This is a genomic window from Paenibacillus sp. FSL L8-0663, from assembly GCF_038008125.1.
GTDB classification, from domain to species: domain Bacteria; phylum Bacillota; class Bacilli; order Paenibacillales; family Paenibacillaceae; genus Paenibacillus; species Paenibacillus polymyxa_D.
In genome coordinates this window covers 1,078,473-1,094,279 of record NZ_JBBOYM010000001.1, presented here as the reverse complement: position 1 = coordinate 1,094,279, position 15,807 = coordinate 1,078,473, and the positions used below count along the sequence as shown (strand labels likewise).

General features: G+C 41.8%; 14 protein-coding genes. 3 read left to right on the top strand and 11 right to left on the bottom strand.

Translation table 11 applies throughout. The annotated features are described in order from the left end of the window. Positions 1-2: 2 nt before the first annotated feature. The 11 genes from MKY75_RS04845 to MKY75_RS04795 all read right to left on the bottom strand — a co-directional run bounded on the left by MKY75_RS04845 (position 3) and on the right by MKY75_RS04795 (position 11,732). A complete protein-coding gene (locus MKY75_RS04845) occupies positions 3-1,238 on the bottom strand; it encodes an MFS transporter (RefSeq protein ID WP_029517541.1) in 1,236 nt (411 codons plus the stop codon). Continuing rightward, complete coding sequence (locus MKY75_RS04840) at positions 1,239-2,477, bottom strand: ATP-grasp domain-containing protein (protein WP_141695515.1); 1,239 nt, start codon at positions 2,475-2,477, stop codon at positions 1,239-1,241. It abuts the gene before it with no gap. A gap of 16 nt (positions 2,478-2,493) precedes the next feature. After that, complete coding sequence (locus MKY75_RS04835; protein ID WP_029517543.1) at positions 2,494-4,152, bottom strand: B12-binding domain-containing radical SAM protein; 1,659 nt, start codon at positions 4,150-4,152, stop codon at positions 2,494-2,496. Further along, positions 4,133-5,413: an ATP-grasp domain-containing protein gene (locus tag MKY75_RS04830; protein ID WP_029517544.1), complete on the bottom strand. Its 1,281-nt coding sequence runs from the start codon at positions 5,411-5,413 to the stop codon at positions 4,133-4,135. Before MKY75_RS04830 ends, MKY75_RS04835 begins: the two co-directional genes overlap by 20 nt. Before the next feature lie 13 nt (positions 5,414-5,426). Then, positions 5,427-6,794, bottom strand: a complete 1,368-nt coding sequence (locus MKY75_RS04825; protein WP_069012388.1) for a glutamate-cysteine ligase family protein — start codon at positions 6,792-6,794, stop codon at positions 5,427-5,429. A gap of 21 nt (positions 6,795-6,815) precedes the next feature. Next, a complete protein-coding gene (locus tag MKY75_RS04820) occupies positions 6,816-7,541 on the bottom strand; it encodes a class I SAM-dependent methyltransferase (protein WP_029517546.1) in 726 nt (241 codons plus the stop codon). 3 nt (positions 7,542-7,544) lie between these two features. Next, on the bottom strand, positions 7,545-7,979 hold the full coding sequence (locus tag MKY75_RS04815) for a pyridoxamine 5'-phosphate oxidase family protein (RefSeq protein ID WP_029517547.1): 435 nt from the start codon (positions 7,977-7,979) through the stop codon (positions 7,545-7,547). Between the two features lie 22 nt (positions 7,980-8,001). Beyond that, positions 8,002-9,216, bottom strand: a complete 1,215-nt coding sequence (locus MKY75_RS04810; protein WP_340884501.1) for a radical SAM protein — start codon at positions 9,214-9,216, stop codon at positions 8,002-8,004. A gap of 281 nt (positions 9,217-9,497) precedes the next feature. Further along, complete coding sequence (locus MKY75_RS04805) at positions 9,498-10,250, bottom strand: amino acid ABC transporter ATP-binding protein (RefSeq protein ID WP_029517549.1); 753 nt, start codon at positions 10,248-10,250, stop codon at positions 9,498-9,500. A 15-nt stretch (positions 10,251-10,265) separates the two neighbouring features. Continuing rightward, entirely contained in the window at positions 10,266-10,925 is a 660-nt protein-coding gene (locus tag MKY75_RS04800) for an amino acid ABC transporter permease (RefSeq protein WP_029517550.1), read from the bottom strand. 39 nt (positions 10,926-10,964) lie between these two features. Next, entirely contained in the window at positions 10,965-11,732 is a 768-nt protein-coding gene (locus MKY75_RS04795) for an amino acid ABC transporter substrate-binding protein (RefSeq protein ID WP_029517551.1), read from the bottom strand. 318 nt (positions 11,733-12,050) lie between these two features. On the opposite strand from MKY75_RS04795, the gene MKY75_RS04790 reads away from it, so the two are divergent. From MKY75_RS04790 to MKY75_RS04780, 3 genes are all read left to right on the top strand, one after another. Continuing rightward, a complete protein-coding gene (locus MKY75_RS04790) occupies positions 12,051-12,977 on the top strand; it encodes an ABC transporter permease (RefSeq protein ID WP_029517552.1) in 927 nt (308 codons plus the stop codon). Between the two features lies 1 nt (position 12,978). Further along, the gene (locus MKY75_RS04785) at positions 12,979-13,929 is read left to right on the top strand and encodes an ABC transporter permease (protein WP_029517553.1); all 951 of its coding nucleotides are present in this window, start codon (positions 12,979-12,981) and stop codon (positions 13,927-13,929) included. Positions 13,930-14,126: 197 nt separating this feature from the next. Continuing rightward, entirely contained in the window at positions 14,127-15,770 is a 1,644-nt protein-coding gene (locus MKY75_RS04780) for a peptide ABC transporter substrate-binding protein (RefSeq protein ID WP_340884497.1), read from the top strand. Positions 15,771-15,807: the final 37 nt, after the last annotated feature.

The window sequence follows — 15,807 nt, the reverse complement described above, 5'->3', positions numbered from 1 at the left end:
CACTACAACTCCTTCGAATCCATCATTAAAGTGCTTTTGGAGGGTACCTCTGTGTTGTTGTAGCTTCTACGGAAAATGAAGACATACAAGCAAAATAAAAGGCTAAACAAGGAATAGATAATCAGGAGTACAGCAATACTGTAGCTTTCAATAAGATGCCCACTGATGATAAGCATCATAGATAGGAGAAGATTATGTACACTGTACACAGTAGATACGGTTGTCGCCCTGCTAGTTTCGCTCGTGATGCTGGTATCAATGTGACTTTGTATTTTTGGAATAATGATCCCCCAGTTAAACCGAAACAAACAAATCAATACGATCCCAAGCCAAATGGACTTGGTTAACGCCATCCCTAAAAAAACAACAGCAAGGATCAAAGGATTAAGTATATATATATACTTCCCTTTGATTAAATGTGATAACTGAGCAGAGATGAGTGGAATAATGCCGAAAAGAGCATAAATAACTCCAAAAAAAGTCGGTGAAATTTTTAAATGCTGTAGATAGGGTTGATATTGAAAGAATACTGAGGTTAGAATGATAGCTGTGAATATATAGTAAATAGAAAATAATAGTAGTTGCCTGTTGACTCTGATTTCCTGAAAGGATTCCTTCATTATTTGTAGAGGGCGAACTCGTTGAAACGCTTTTTTACCTGTTTTGTCTTCATAAACTCTCTCCTCATGAACCAGACACACAAAAAACACCGCTAAAAAATTAGAGAATGCCGAAATGTAAAAAGTAACCGAATAGCTATATTGAATAACTACTGAGCTTAGAAGAGCAGCAGCAATCGTAGACAAAATACTTGCTGAAAAAATTTTTCCGTAGCTACGGTTCAAGACATCAAGCTTGTCATGCTTTTCATGAAGCTTATAAATCAAGCCTTGTTCCGAACCTGATATGAAGGATGAGCCCAATGCAAAAATGATATGAGCTATAATAAGTAGCATATAAGTTTGTAATGATCCCATAAGAAAGATACCAATACATTGAAAAATCGCTCCGATAAGGATAGCCTTTTTCTTCCCAATCAGGTCTCCGATCATTCCCGTGGGTATGTCAAATAGTATGGATGCCGTATAGTAACTGGCCATTACAATCCCAATTTGGGTATAGTTAAGCTTAATCATATTACTAAAATAGAAAACCAAAATGGAATTATATACATAGAATGTGTTCAGAAACCTCAATAAACCAAATAATCTGACCTGACTTTCAAACTTTTTAACCACCTACGCTTCCCCTTCCTCATCAAACAGGCTTACTTCCATTTCAAGTTCCCATAAATGCTCAATCTCATTACGAATACGCTCATTTTCCTCAAAAGAATCAACTGACCAAGTCACAACTCCAGCCACATCACCGGAACTGCCGCTAAAAGACAAGCAGTCACCCACTTGTGGTAAAATATCAGCCCGCTTCACACCTTGTATCTGAAGAAAGTCAGAGCTTGGGGTGACGTGTTTAACCCTTCCTTTCTTCTTATAGAGCAGCAGATACCCGCCATTCGTCTGTGGATAATATTGATTGAAAAGCGGCTGTTCGCCGACAAAAGCGCGAGCCCCCTCCAGTAGCGGGTTTACTCCACATGTATCCTCTATACCAAAAATAATTCCTCCGCCTGCAATTCGTGCCGCTGTTTCGCAAAATAAGATCTCCTGCTGCTTAGTGACTAATAGTTCAGTATGAGCTACTCCACTTGTGATCGGCATTGCACTCAATACTTTGTTATTTGCCGCGATAAGCTGTTGGACCAAGGGCATCTCATGGTCAGGGTAAAAATACCCGCACAGTGGCTTCCCCTCCCTGCATTCCAAAGTGCTATGCGTATAGCAGGCAACTGAAGTGAATGCAACTTGGTTATTATATACAACGCTATCCATATGGAACATTTTTCCATCAATATATTGTTCAATCTCAAATTTTCCGGCATGGTCGTTAAGCAATTGTTCATATTCGTGGATGTTATCCAAATGAACCCGAAACGTATGAAGGGACCCCGCTCCGTCAATTGGTTTAATAATGGCCTCGGGAGCATGTTTAGATAAAAAGTCGATTGCATCAGCAAAGTGGTGAACGGTTCGATATTCAGGAATAAGAATAACTTTCTCTTGAGCAAGATGATTTTTCATTTTTACCTTATCTCTAAAAAAATCACCATCTCTCCCGATGACTCCACACGTAAGACCCAATCGCTCTCTAAGCAAAGCGGTAAACTGCACCAAATCCTCACTCTCGGAAAAAATACCGTTCACGGGCTTTTCATCATGCAGTGTTAGTATAAACTCAACAACTTGAGGTGATGTTAAATCTTCGACACACAAGAAATGGTGATAATGATCACTACAACGCTCAATCAAACGTTGATTATTAGTAATCAACGTTTTTTCATACCTTAAAGAGCTCAAGCCTTCATTCACAATACGAGAAAAGTTTTCGAATTTCGCGAAAATTACATAATGTTTATCCATCCCTAATCCTTTCGTTTTATTGATAGAGAGACCTGGCATTTACAAGATTCATACAAAAAGAAAGTCCCCATTTTTTCAAATATAAAAGCAAATGTTCTTCTGACAGAAAAAAAGCATAAGTTTGTTTAATTTCCTGTTCAAACTCAGCAGCCTGTATATCTGCTTGCACCTGTGTCATCCCACTTTCCCTGCTAAACTCACTATAAAATCGTAAATGCTGGCGATTGTTAAAAGGTATTTTTTGAATGGAATACATAGCAGGATCGGCAGCAATAGGAGAATTTTCAAATAGAATAAAACGGTTATATCGGATATCTATACAATAGGGAAACAGTTCCCGTAGCCGTGCTTGATTAGCAAGAGCTTCTTCACTGGTTTCACCTGGAAACCCGATCATCGCTGTTAATTTCACCGCAATCCCAGCCTCATAGCAACTCTTAATCAGCACAGGCGCATATTCAAGATCTATTCCTTTGTTCATCAGTCTGGATACCCTTGTTTCAAAGGTCTCTACTCCAAAAGAGATCATGATGCATCCTGCACGGTTTAACAGTTCAAACAATCGGGAATTAAAACCCTTTTCCAGTCTGGCACGACAGGCCCAGGATAATATAAGCTTCCTTTCTACAATTTGAGTTGCTATTTTCTCTAAATCTGTGGGTGAAATACAGCAGTCTCTGAATCGTAATACCGAAAATGTCTGTTGTTTTGAAAAATTCTCCATTAATTGCAGGATACTCTCAATACTCTCTTTCTGATAAGTACCATGCTCTTTAATAGAACAATAAGTACATCCCTTCCAGTAACAACTTACAGACGCAGCTACATTTAAAACCTCTTCCGGCATTAGAGCACTTGCAGGAAGAGAAGATAAAACGGGTAATGTTATTTTATTGGTGTAATAGTGTTTATTAGTTTCTTCAATATAAGGTTGAAGTTCTTTTTGAGTAAGTAACCAAGATAGTTCTTCCAACTTAGATGAATCCTCAACAGCTCTAACCAGTTCGCTCAATCGATAATGCTCATTTCCCAAGCCAAACGAATCCACATGAGAAAACAACAAATGATACTCCTTATCTGGAAGATTTCGCACTAATATTTTTGTATTAATCTGATCCTCCAGATTGCCGAACAGATGAATGTGTAGATTAGAGTTATATTCTTTTAACAATGAAGTCAACGAAAATAAGGGAATAACCTGATCTGGATGAAAAATTGAAATAGCAACCACCTTGACGCCTTCAGGGACAAGATCCGGTAAAATTTCTTTGAAAAAATCAAAATATGGATTGTGTTCCTTCTGTTCGGCAATCCTTAGTACCTCATCAATATTACGTAGATCCACTCCCGGATCATATAAATTCCATCGCAGCACCGCGGGTGAAATCTGTTCACTAATACGATCATAAATCTCAGCGATTTTTTGGCAGGTTTCTTCTAAATGTTCAAAATTATAAAACAGTTCAGTGTCCGTAAGATGAGTGATGATGTCCGAACGTCCCCGAAAAAAGTAATGAAATGATTCCAAATTTAAATCACGGATTTTGGTACCCACTCCTTGGTGATGTAATAAAGCAGCCGCAGCCGTAATATCGGGTGGCACAGACTGGTAGTACCATAAGGGTGGATTAATCAGCAAAATTTCGAATTGATTTTCATCCTTTTTGCTTTTCATAAGTAGTCTCTCTTTCCATCACAAATTGGATCGTATCTTCAACTTGGTGGCTCACTTTCTCTAATTCATCATAAGTATCAGCTTTAAGAACAAAAAAACCATATCTGTCCATACTGCTAGTCATCTCATCCGGTACTGTATCTCCCTCCTTCTTTTCTATAACAATCTCTATGACACCCGGCAAACGTCTGGCTTCTTCCACCCCTGATATTTGTTTGATTTTTCCACTCTTTTGATGGAAATAACGGATTCTTGAAATATCGTTTCGGGTTTCATGCAGGTACTCATCCGGTCTTTCTCCCAAAGCGCACAAAATCGAAGCCTTATGCAGATTTACTCCGTAACTCAAGCTATACAAATCAGTTATACGGTCCCCTGCAAGACGAGTAGAATATTCGATAATATAAATATGTCCCCTGGACAGCACAAATTCCAAATGACAGGGTCCTTCTGTAATTCCAAGCTCAGCCATAAGATTTATGAAGCTGTTTAATAATTGAGTGTATTTTGAAGATTCCATAGATGCTGGAAGGGTATGCTGTAGCTCAACAAAATAAGGAAGGGGAGTTTTCATTTTTTCAGTAATATGGGCAAATTTACAAGCACCTTTAAACATAAAAGCCTCGAAGCTATATTCCTGGCCTCTGATATATTCTTCTACTAGAAATGAAAGATTCGATGGATAACCGAAGTTATCCTCATTCTGAATAATCTTTTCGGCCTGCCTAATTAATTGTTCAGATGTTTGCACACATTTGACTAACATACTACTTGTCATATCAACGGGTTTAACAATAGCGGGGAATTGGATCTGGTCCAACTGCTCCTTTAGTTCGGATACGCTGTGATACAAATGGTAATCTGGATTGGATACATACTGAGAACCTTTTAGCCCGTTTCTCATACACTCTTTGCTGCGGGCATTATGGGCTACATCTGGGCGAATGGAATTCCAGCCAAACTTTTGGGAGATAATCGCGGCGACCGGTACTGCATAGTCGTGACCAGGTACAATACCCGAGTTGCGGGATATATCCGGATGCTGACTGAAAAAATACTCCATTTTCAAGTAAGTAGACTCGGCATCTGTAATGTCACTGATGATTTCAAAATGTACCAGATGCGCCTTCTCCACCTTGGGGCCGCCTTCTCTTCGAATGACAATTACAATCAACTCAAGTTCAGCGGCAAATTCAATATATTTTTCTCCAAAAAAACAAGGCTCCAGTAAAAATATAGCCCTTGAACTATTAGCAGACATACCAAAGTCCTCCTTACGATCCCTCATTGACAGGAATACAATTTTGCGACACTATTCGCTTTATTTCTTGCGTTCCAAGAAGTGTATTTTTCGAGTTCCCCCTGATATTGTTTATTAGTGATAAGGCTGGAGGGCCTACTCTAAGTCGCTTGCTTAGTACCTCCTCCACAAGTGTTGCAGTTGAAGAAGATTTTCTTTTCCAATAATCACAAATACGCTCGCCAGCTCTATTTATTAATTCCGTGGCTGCATACTCAGTGATTCTTTTACCGTCGGATGTAAAATAGTAAAGCTCACAGTCAATTCCGTAGCATGAAGCCCTCCTGAAGTTTTCCTTCACAAAAGTAACGGGAAGAAGTCTTTCTCCGCCTTTGCTTAGGCTTAAATCCAAAAGCGCATAGACTCCGAGATGCAACGCAATATCTTCCCGAAGTGTTGGCTGGATCGGTATAAATCGCGTTTCAAGCAAGCATGCTGTGGGCTTACCGCTGCCACCTACCAGTTTTAATCTCGCAATTTTCCAATTCATTTTTTGATTGAGGCTAAATGCATACCGTGGATCGGATTTCATATGTTTTTGTTGATACAAAGTTGCCCAATAATTATGGAAATTTGCATAATATTGATGAGGAAATGAAACGCGAGTAGACAGAGCTGCCAAAAATTCAGAATAGGTCCGCAAATCATAACCAATCTCCCAAATCAGGTTACGAGTTTCGAGCAATCCGGTTAATCGCCTGTCCAAAATCGGAGAATTGGCCCCAATGGCAATAAAGAGAGGTGAGATCTCAATCGTCTTGTTCAAAAGATCAATAGCAGCCTGATTATAGTTAACCTGTACATTCATTTGTGTCGACTGACACCCGCTAATTAGCTCATGAACACGACTTGATAGATCAACTTCTCCCAAATGAAGCTCAAGGTGATGTTTTCTTGAACTTTTAAACTGGTCGAGTATCATTTGATAATTTTCCCGGTCATCTGTAATTTCCAAGTCAGTAAATGAACCAGGATAGGTACCAAGACGCGCCAGTCTATTATTTTGGGCATGTGCTATGGCTGCCGCCTCTTGCTCCATTTCCTGCATTTCATTTATAAGATTTTCAAGTCCCTCTGCAAGTGTGAAAGGACGGGATACCAATTCAATTTGGCTGGCACCTATTTCCCGTTTTATAAATGTTGCATTTTCAATTACACGATTCCGGACCTTTTCATCTACCAAATTAAACTCAAAATCAAAAAGAAGGTATTCGGTTTCAAAACCCATAATTCCGGATAAATTATTTTTAGTAACCAAAATATTTTTTTCAAGCTGTCTAAGTTGTCGTAAAAAAGCCCTGTTCATTAACGCCGTTGGATTCAATGAAACGGTTTTGGACATACCCTTATTCTCCCATTTGCTCTATTGATTGAGTTGCAATAGGTAATAGTAAGAATCGTTTCCCCGTTTAAGTTTCTGTTGTTTAACTTGCACTATTTTTAGTCCAGCAGCCTTTGCCATCTCCTCTATTTCATGTTTCAATAACATCCGACATCGACAGGTACAACGGCTGGTTTCATTTTCATTTTTATAAACTGTGAAATACATCATTAAGATCTGATTAAAAACATCGATTTTGACTTCTCCATATACTTCAAATGCTTCCCCGTCGATAGTCAGTGATTTAATCACTTTAGGTGCCCCGCCATATTCCATGATTTGATGTTCCGTCACTGGCGTAACATTAACCATTCCAACCCCTTCGGCTGATAAACTTGAAGCAATTACTCTAAAAATATCAAATTGGTTTTTATACGCAGGGAACATTTGGATAGAATTATCCCCAATGTGTACGATGTCAAATTTTTGAGGGCAAGACCAATCATTTAAGTCAGAGCATACCGTATTAATCATATTTCCATGATCGTTATGCTTGTTGAGCAACAATTGCAACGATTCCGGCGAACGATCAACTACAGTTACAGATTCAATAGACTTGTTTATAAAACCAAATAAGTGTTCACCACTCCCTGAAGCCAGGTCCAAAACCCTTGCATGTATCTTCTCAGGCCAGACATCACCAATAAACTTTTGCATTTCAATCGTATCCGGACCTAGAAAATCAAAAATCAGTTCGTCTGTCTCCATGAGTCACATGCCTATCCGGTCCGTCTGCTTCCAATCTACAGGAGAGTATTGATGATCTTCCTCGCCCATAAATCTTACTGCATGGGGTGTGACTTGAAACAATACAAACTGATTTCTTTTCTCATTGCTAAAGGTTTCTTTTATCATAGGGTTGTTTTCCAAAAATAGATCTTCTTCCTTCTTTTCACTCACCCGTTTGGCCTTACCTGCCATTCTGAGCTGAGCCCCGTCTCCAAAATAAGTAAGCTCCACATTCTCACACGTCCGGATTTGTTCAACCTTATCTGTATTGCTGAAGGTAGAGAAATATATATATCCGTTGTGAACAGTCCCCGCATCTACAGGTCTTACATGAGGTTGATTATTGAATGAATCATACGTTGCCAGATAGGCAATAGAAACGTTTTTAATCCATTTTGAATATTCTTCTTGATTCATTGTATTCACCTTCACTTTACTCTTAGTTTTTAATTTCATCCGGGGCAGTCATGAGCTTGTATCCCCAGCCATCCCTTATATAATGCATTAGTACAATCGCGCGATTTAGACTTTCTGGTTTTAATATGTAAGCCGAGTCTTGTTGTTCCACCAGATTTTCTTGAATTAAAACGGACAAAAGAATATTAACATCTTTCTCCATTTCCATTACTTTTTCAAAATTAACTCCTAGATACTGCTCTAACGTTCGTTCCTCGATTTTTCCATAGGCATTCAAATGCCCCCATACAATCGTAAACGCATAATTATCGACTGTAATTTCTTCTTCGACTGAATGTGGAAGTTCTATATAATTTTTAATATAAGGAGGTGTGAAGCGTACACGATTATTATCCCAATATCCTGCAGATCCGGGTCCAAAAGCCAACACCGGCTCAGTTTCACTTATAGCATCTTTTTCATAAGGAAATATATAATCTGGTAAAGAAAAAACAGTATTATCTACTCTTATATATCCGTTTTGTTGTAAAAGTCCGCACACTTCTTCATAAACTGAGATTTTATCGGACAATGCTAAAATATGTTTTCCTCTTTTCTCGCATCGCTCGACAAATTCCTTTCCCCCTGGATAAGAGGAGTAGAAAAGACTAACCGAAATATGTTCCGGTCGTATATTCACTGTATCCCTTATGCTTTCCATGACCGTGCTCTGCGTCTGCCCCGGGATTCCGATTAGCAGATCAATATTTAACATGTCGTAATCAATTTCTCGGATCAGGCTTGCAGCCTTTATAATTTTTTCTCGTGAATAGGGCCGTCCCAGCAATTTGAGCTCTTCATTATTAAAAGACTGGGCACCGATACTTACACGATTAAATCCTTTTCTCCTGAAAATAGACAAGGTTTCTTTGGATGCGGTATCTGGGGAAACTTCGTACGCCATAAATTTCATGTGGGTAAATTGTTCTGGGGTAATCCTATTTCGAATGGAATTTATAATAGTGTCTAGCTGACTTTCATTTAGGAGGGATGGGGTTCCTCCACCAAAAACTATCGAGGTGATTGCTGATTTTGGAAATTCAGTGCATTCAATGTCCACTTTCAAGGCTTTAACATACTCATCCATTACATCGAGGTTAATCATCTCCTCTTCCGAAAATTTGGCTGTAAAGTAGCAGTATGGACAGCGCTTCTTGCAAAACGGAATGTGACAATAAATGTGAAAACGATCAATCATTCAAATCCCAACCTTCCACTTTTAAATTGTGGAGCTAGTAACAGAATTTGTTTAAATCGTGGTAGCATGTTTTACATGTTAAACCCCATTTCTTACACAATCATATGAAATAGATCACATTTACTGGAATAAGAACCATTTCAAAAAAAAAAGCATTCTTCGTTCGCTTAACAGAGCTCAAATAGCCTGCTTCAGCTTACATCAGAATACTTCTTTAAAGTCGCTTTTGGGAGATATAAAACACATATACACAAGTATGCAAAGATGATATGCATCTTGGGCTAAGCTTCCACCCGATTCAAAAACACCTTCGTCCGCTCCAACTGCGGATTGCCAAAAATCTGCTCCGGTGTACCGGATTCTGCAATTTCGCCATTATCCATAAAAATGACGCGATCCGCCACATCTCGCGCAAAATTCATCTCGTGGGTCACGATGACCATCGTCATATTCTCCTCAGCCAGCTTTTTGATGACCCGCAGCACCTCGCCTGTCAGCTCGGGATCAAGGGCCGAGGTCGGCTCGTCGAACAGCAAAATATCTGGATTCATCATCATTGCCCGGGCAATCGCCACGCGCTGCTTCTGTCCACCCGACAATCGGGACGGATACGCGTCAGCTTTATCCGCCAAGCCGACTTTGGCCAGCAGTTCGGCGCTTTGGCGGCGCAGTTCAGCCTTACTCACCTTTTTCACCAGCTTCGGAGCCAGCTCCAGATTATCCTGCACCGTCAAGTGAGGGAACAGATTAAAATGCTGAAAGACCATGCCCATACCGGTAGTAATGCCCTTAATGTCACCTGCCGGAGCGTACTGACCATTTTCCACCAGTGCTTTATCATGAATGCGGATCGTCCCGCCTGTCACATCTTCCAGGTGTACCAAACTACGGAGCATGGTACTTTTCCCTGAACCTGAAGGACCGATGACAGCTACAACCTCGCCCGCTTTAACGTTAAAGCTCACTCTTTTCAGAACGTCGAGCTTGCCGAACGATTTTTTCAAATCGATAACTTCTATTGCATTAGTATTCATATCCCGACATTCCTTTTACTCGAATTTAAAACGTTTTTCCAGCGCCCTGAAGAATAGCGTCAGCACCAAAGCTAACAACAAATAAATAACCGCTGCTACAACATAAGGTACAATCGAAAAATCGCGGTTTACAGCCGTATTGGCAAAATGCAGCAGTTCCGGTACCGCTACTGCATACAGTAGTGCCGTATCTTTTACTAATGTTGTCGCCTCATTGGTTACCGCAGGCAAAGCGATCCGTACCATTTGCGGCACAATGACTCTTATCAGCGTCTGCGACTTGCTCAAGCCCAGCACTTGCGAAGCCTCGTATTGCCCTTTATCAATCGACAACATTCCGCCTCTAAAAATTTCTGCAAAATAAGCCGCATAATTCAATACAAATGCCAGCACGGCAGCCGTTGTTCGATCCATTACCAGATACTCCCCAATGACAGGCAACATCGGCAGACCAAAACAAAAGAACAATAATTGCAGCAAAAGCGGCGTGCCGCGTATAACATAAATGTACGTGTGCATCAGCCAAGCGATTGGCTTAATCCGGCTTTTGGCCAGCAACGTAACGACAAAACCCAATGGAATAGACAAGATGAGCGTGATGAAAAATAAAATAACCGTCATCTGTGCCCCTTCAAGCATAGGCTTCATAATTCGTAAAATATATTCCATACTCATGACCTTCGACTCCTAAACCTTAGTTCAATACACTACGTATTAATTTAATACTTTATCTTCACCAAACCACTTTTTCGAAATTTCAGCAGCTTTTCCGTTCTTGTGCAGCTCATCCAAAGCGGATTGCAGCTGCGTCAACAGCTCTTCATTCCCTTTTTTCACACCGATGCCGTATTCCTCAGGGGCCAATGATTCATCAAGCAGCTTATACGTCCCTTGTTCCTTCGACATATAATACTTGGCAACGACTTCATCAATGACAACCGCATCCAGGCGACCGGTTTTCAGATCTGTCAAAGCAAGAACGTTATCCGGGTACTCAGACACTGACTTCAATTTACTTTTGATCGGATTCGCATCCAATGCATCGGCTGCTGAAGACAGCGTCTGGAGTCCCACCGTTTTGCCCGCCAGATCAGCCAGCTTGGAAAGACTGGAAGTAGCTGGTATGACAATGACCTGACTGTTTTTCAGATATGGCTTCGTGAACAGCACTTTTTCCTTACGTTCATCCGTAATGGTGTATCCATTCCAAATGAGATCAATACGTCCGCTGTTCAGCTCGGATTCTTTGGCAGACCAGTCAATCGGCTGAAATTTCACCTGTTTACCCATTTGTTCCCCGGCCGCTTTCGCATAATCAATATCAAAGCCGGTCAGCTCATTATTTTCATCTCTAAAGCCCATCGGGGCGAATTTATCATCAATGCCAATAATCAATTTACTGTCGTCCTTACCGCCGGAACATCCGGCCAACACGATCATCATCAATCCAATTAACATCGTAAACATGGCTGCTTTTCTCATCTTATTCCCCTCCAACAATGGTGACCCCCGTATCCAAGAACAGGTGGCAAACGCTTTAGTTCGTTAACACGTTATCAGAGTATCATCATAACACACCGCAGGATACTCGTCGAGAGGAATGAGCGGAATCTTAGCCTTATATAAATGGAAAACCTGTGACGAAAATTTGACCTGTGTTCTATAATGTAAAACCTTACCTTGACATGTCACCTAAACCGTCTTATTATTTCCTAGTATTCTTATATACTTTTACTTATATTAAATTTTTAGCAGCAATAGTATGTAAATCAGCTTGATAGACAGGAGAAATTAAGCCCCATGTACATTTTAAAGCGTCTTTTTACGATGTTCATTACACTGTGGATTATCGTCACTTTAACGTTTATCATCATGCACATCATTCCGGGTGACCCATTCTCGAACGATTCCAAAACCATTCCGGAAGCGGTATTGCAAAACATGCGTGCCAGGTACAATCTGGACAAGCCGCTCGCTGTGCAGTATGTGCTGTATCTCAAAAATCTGCTAGTGCTGGATATGGGCCCGTCTATTCAATCGAAAACGACGGACGTCAATATGCTCATCGCCCGAGGTTTTCCACCTTCTGCATTGCTCGGTATTCAATCCATCGTGGTCGCGATTATTGCCGGAATTTCGCTTGGAACACTGGCTGCTCTACACCATAATCGACCACTGGATTATATCTCGATGTTTATCGCCATTGTTGGTATTTCCGTACCCAGCTTCATATTGGCACCGTTGCTAATCAAGTATGTTGCCGTTCAATGGCACCTTCTTCCGGTCGCCTCATGGGGAACCTGGCAGCATACGGTGCTCCCATCGCTGGCTCTCGCTGTTTCACCTCTTGCCGTTATCGCCCGCTTTATGCGGACGAGTATGCTGGAAGTCATGCATGAGGAGTACATACGCACTGCCAAAGCGAAAGGGTTGTCTTCTTGGGCAGTAGTTCTGCGTCACGGATTACGCAACGCGTTGGTTCCGGTGCTTTCTTTTATCGGACCGCTATTCGCTTCCGTCATTACAGGTACCTTTGTCGTTGAAAAAATATTCGCCATTCCCGGCATCGGTAAATACTTCGTAGATAGTATCTTTAACCGGGATTATCCAGTGATTATGGGGACGACCATTTTCTACAGTTCCATTCTAGTCGTTACTTTATTTTTAATTGATATTTCCTATCGCCTTGTCGATCCACGAATCAAATTAGTCAGTAAAGGAGATTAACATGAAAGCAGCACCTACTGTCGAAAAGGACAGTCTGTTCAGTCTTGTAGACCGCAGCCAGATCCCCACCGCCACGTTGACCAGACCCAAAGAATCACTCTGGCGGGATCGGCTACGCAGACTTTTCAACAACAAGCTTGCTCTTTTGGGGCTTTCCCTACTAATCATGATTATTGTGCTGGCGATTGTTGGACCTTCCATGGTTTCTTATGCACCTAGTGATCAATCTCTTTTGAAGACGAATCTCTCACCTTCCAAAGAGCATTGGTTTGGCACGGATGATCTGGGGAGGGACGTATGGGCACGGACATGGGCCGGGGCTAGAATTTCACTCATGATCGGCTTTGCCGCTGCCGCCATTGATTTGGTGCTTGGCATTCTCGTCGGCTGTGTTGCTGGCTATTGTGCTGGGCAGGGTAAAACGGGCGACCGGATCGACAGCATTCTCATGCGTATTATTGAAATTTTGTATAGTATTCCTTATCTGCTAGTCATCATTCTGCTGCTCGTCATTATGAAGCCCGGTCTGCTCACGATGATTATTGCATTATCTATTACTGGCTGGGTCGGTATGGCACGTGTAGTACGTGGGCAAATCTTACAGCTGAAGCAGCAGGAATATGTGTTGGCAGCCCGTAGCTTGGGGACATCTCATTCGCGTATTATCTTCAGACATTTGCTACCAAACGCAGCGGCAATCATTATCGTGAATTTAACGTTCACTATTCCGTCGGCTATTTTTGCCGAATCGTTCCTGAGCTTTCTCGGTTTGGGGATTCAGTCTCCTTCGGCCAGCTGGGGGACGATGGCTAACGATTCACTTGGCGTTATTTTAAGCGGTCAATGGTGGCGCCTATTTTTCCCCGGGCTGATGATATCGCTCACCATGCTAGCGTTCAATACGCTTGGAGATGGGCTTCAGGATGCACTTGACCCGCGTTCACAACATTAACAACAGAGAGATCCCAATTGGACAAGGAGGGGTGTCACCATGATCCGCAGCTTCTCGCCTAACCGCAGGAAGAACGGCAGTTCCTTTATCGAAGTGCGCACACGCGGCATACCTGCGGGAAAGGAGGATGAATCAACCTCGGTACGGTGTACTTTACTTTTTTGCATAACTAACCACAATAATGGAGGAAAACCACGATGAAAAAAATGCATTGGATGACGATCATCTTACTTTTGGCCGTAACGGCTTTGGCAGGATGCTCTGGTAATACGGACAAAACAGCAAGCAACGACCCGTCCGCTGCTCCTCAAGCAGATGTCCCGCAAGAAATTACTGCCAATCTGGCAGGTGGAGAGCCTTATACGCTAGACCCTGCTTTCGCATCAGATACAACGTCCTACTTTGTGATTGATAACTTGTATGAAGGGCTGTATACATACGATAAGGCTGGTAAAATCGTAGAAGGTGCTGCCAGCAAAGTAGACGTATCTCCTGACGGCAAAACCTACACTTTTACTATTCGTGACGGTGCAAAATGGTCGAATGGTGACCCACTGACAGCTAAGGATTTTGAGTACTCCTGGAAACGGGTACTAAATCCAAAAACAGCTGCCTACGATCCTTCTGCCCTCTACTACATCAAAGGTGCCGAAGCGTACAACACAGGCAAAGGTAAAATTGAAGACGTGGGTGTTACTGCCAAAGATGATAAAACTCTTGTAGTTGAGCTGAAATCACCGCTGAGCTTCTTCCCCACGATCGCCGTGGGTCATGCTTATCTGCCAGTAAACCAATCAGTTGTTGAGAAAAATGACAAATGGGCAGCAGAAGCGGGCACAATTGTCGGCAACGGTGCGTATGTAGCCAAGGAATGGAAACATAACGAACAAATTACGCTGACGAAAAACGATCAATTCTGGAACAAAGATGCCATTACGATGGCAACGATTAATTTTAAAATGGTGCAAGACTCCACAACGTATTATCAAATGTACAAAACGGGCGATCTGGACCTGATTTTGAGCCTTCCCGTAGATACATTGGATCAGGAAAAGAGCAACAAGGAATTCCTGTCGCATCCGTCTTTTAGTGTGTACACCTATTCTTTTAACGTAAAACAAAAGCCGTTTGAAAATAAAAAAATCAGACAAGCCATTGCCTATGCTATTGACCGCGAAGCACTGGCTACCAGCGTAACCAAAGGTGGCGAAACTCCGGCTTACGGTTATGTTCCATACGGAACAACAACACCATCCGGCAAGGACTTCCGTGATGAAGCACCGAAAAAATACTATGAGTTTGACGCTGCAAAAGCGAAACAATTGCTGGCCGAAGGTCTGAAAGAAGAAGGTTTGACCAAGCTGCCACCAGTCACCTTCAAATACAACACTTCGGACAAGCATAAAAAAGTAGCTGAAGCGATTCAGGAAATGCTGAAAACAAACCTGGGTGTTGAAGTGACGCTGGAGAATCAGGAATGGAAAACGTACATTGATACCTTTAAACAGAAGAACTTCCAGATCGCCCGTATGGGCTGGGAAGGAAACTTCCTGGATCCGCTCGGCGTATTGGGGCATTATACTTCCAAAAACTCGAACAACTTTACCAACTGGAGCAACCCGGAGTATGACAAACTGATTGAATCCTCAACCTTTGAGCTTGATCCGGCAAAACGCTTTGAACAGCTCCATCAGGCAGAAGACGTATTGATGGAAGATCTGCCGATTATTCCGATCCAGTTCTCTGCGGACACTGCATTAATCAGCCCTAAGATTCAAGGTATCGTATTTGATGCTCGTTCGAACCCAGACCTGCGCTTTGCGAAACGGGTCGAAAAATAATGATTTTACGTTTTGGGATCATCGCCCTGATTGTCAG

What these genes read in the sequence shown, in the direction of transcription:
- MKY75_RS04840 (WP_141695515.1), bottom strand. Translation starts at nt 2,477, where the DNA reads ATGGATAAACATTATGTAATTTTCGCGAAATTCGAAAACTTTTCTCGT.
- MKY75_RS04835 (WP_029517543.1), bottom strand. Translation starts at nt 4,152, where the DNA reads ATGAAAAGCAAAAAGGATGAAAATCAATTCGAAATTTTGCTGATTAAT.
- MKY75_RS04830 (WP_029517544.1), bottom strand. Translation starts at nt 5,413, where the DNA reads ATGTCTGCTAATAGTTCAAGGGCTATATTTTTACTGGAGCCTTGTTTT.
- MKY75_RS04825 (WP_069012388.1), bottom strand. Translation starts at nt 6,794, where the DNA reads ATGTCCAAAACCGTTTCATTGAATCCAACGGCGTTAATGAACAGGGCT.
- MKY75_RS04820 (WP_029517546.1), bottom strand. Translation starts at nt 7,541, where the DNA reads ATGGAGACAGACGAACTGATTTTTGATTTTCTAGGTCCGGATACGATT.
- MKY75_RS04815 (WP_029517547.1), bottom strand. Translation starts at nt 7,979, where the DNA reads ATGAATCAAGAAGAATATTCAAAATGGATTAAAAACGTTTCTATTGCC.
- MKY75_RS04810 (WP_340884501.1), bottom strand. Translation starts at nt 9,216, where the DNA reads ATGATTGATCGTTTTCACATTTATTGTCACATTCCGTTTTGCAAGAAG.
- MKY75_RS04805 (WP_029517549.1), bottom strand. Translation starts at nt 10,250, where the DNA reads ATGAATACTAATGCAATAGAAGTTATCGATTTGAAAAAATCGTTCGGC.
- MKY75_RS04800 (WP_029517550.1), bottom strand. Translation starts at nt 10,925, where the DNA reads ATGAGTATGGAATATATTTTACGAATTATGAAGCCTATGCTTGAAGGG.
- MKY75_RS04795 (WP_029517551.1), bottom strand. Translation starts at nt 11,732, where the DNA reads ATGAGAAAAGCAGCCATGTTTACGATGTTAATTGGATTGATGATGATC.
- MKY75_RS04790 (WP_029517552.1), top strand. Translation starts at nt 12,051, where the DNA reads ATGTACATTTTAAAGCGTCTTTTTACGATGTTCATTACACTGTGGATT.
- MKY75_RS04785 (WP_029517553.1), top strand. Translation starts at nt 12,979, where the DNA reads ATGAAAGCAGCACCTACTGTCGAAAAGGACAGTCTGTTCAGTCTTGTA.
- MKY75_RS04780 (WP_340884497.1), top strand. Translation starts at nt 14,127, where the DNA reads ATGAAAAAAATGCATTGGATGACGATCATCTTACTTTTGGCCGTAACG.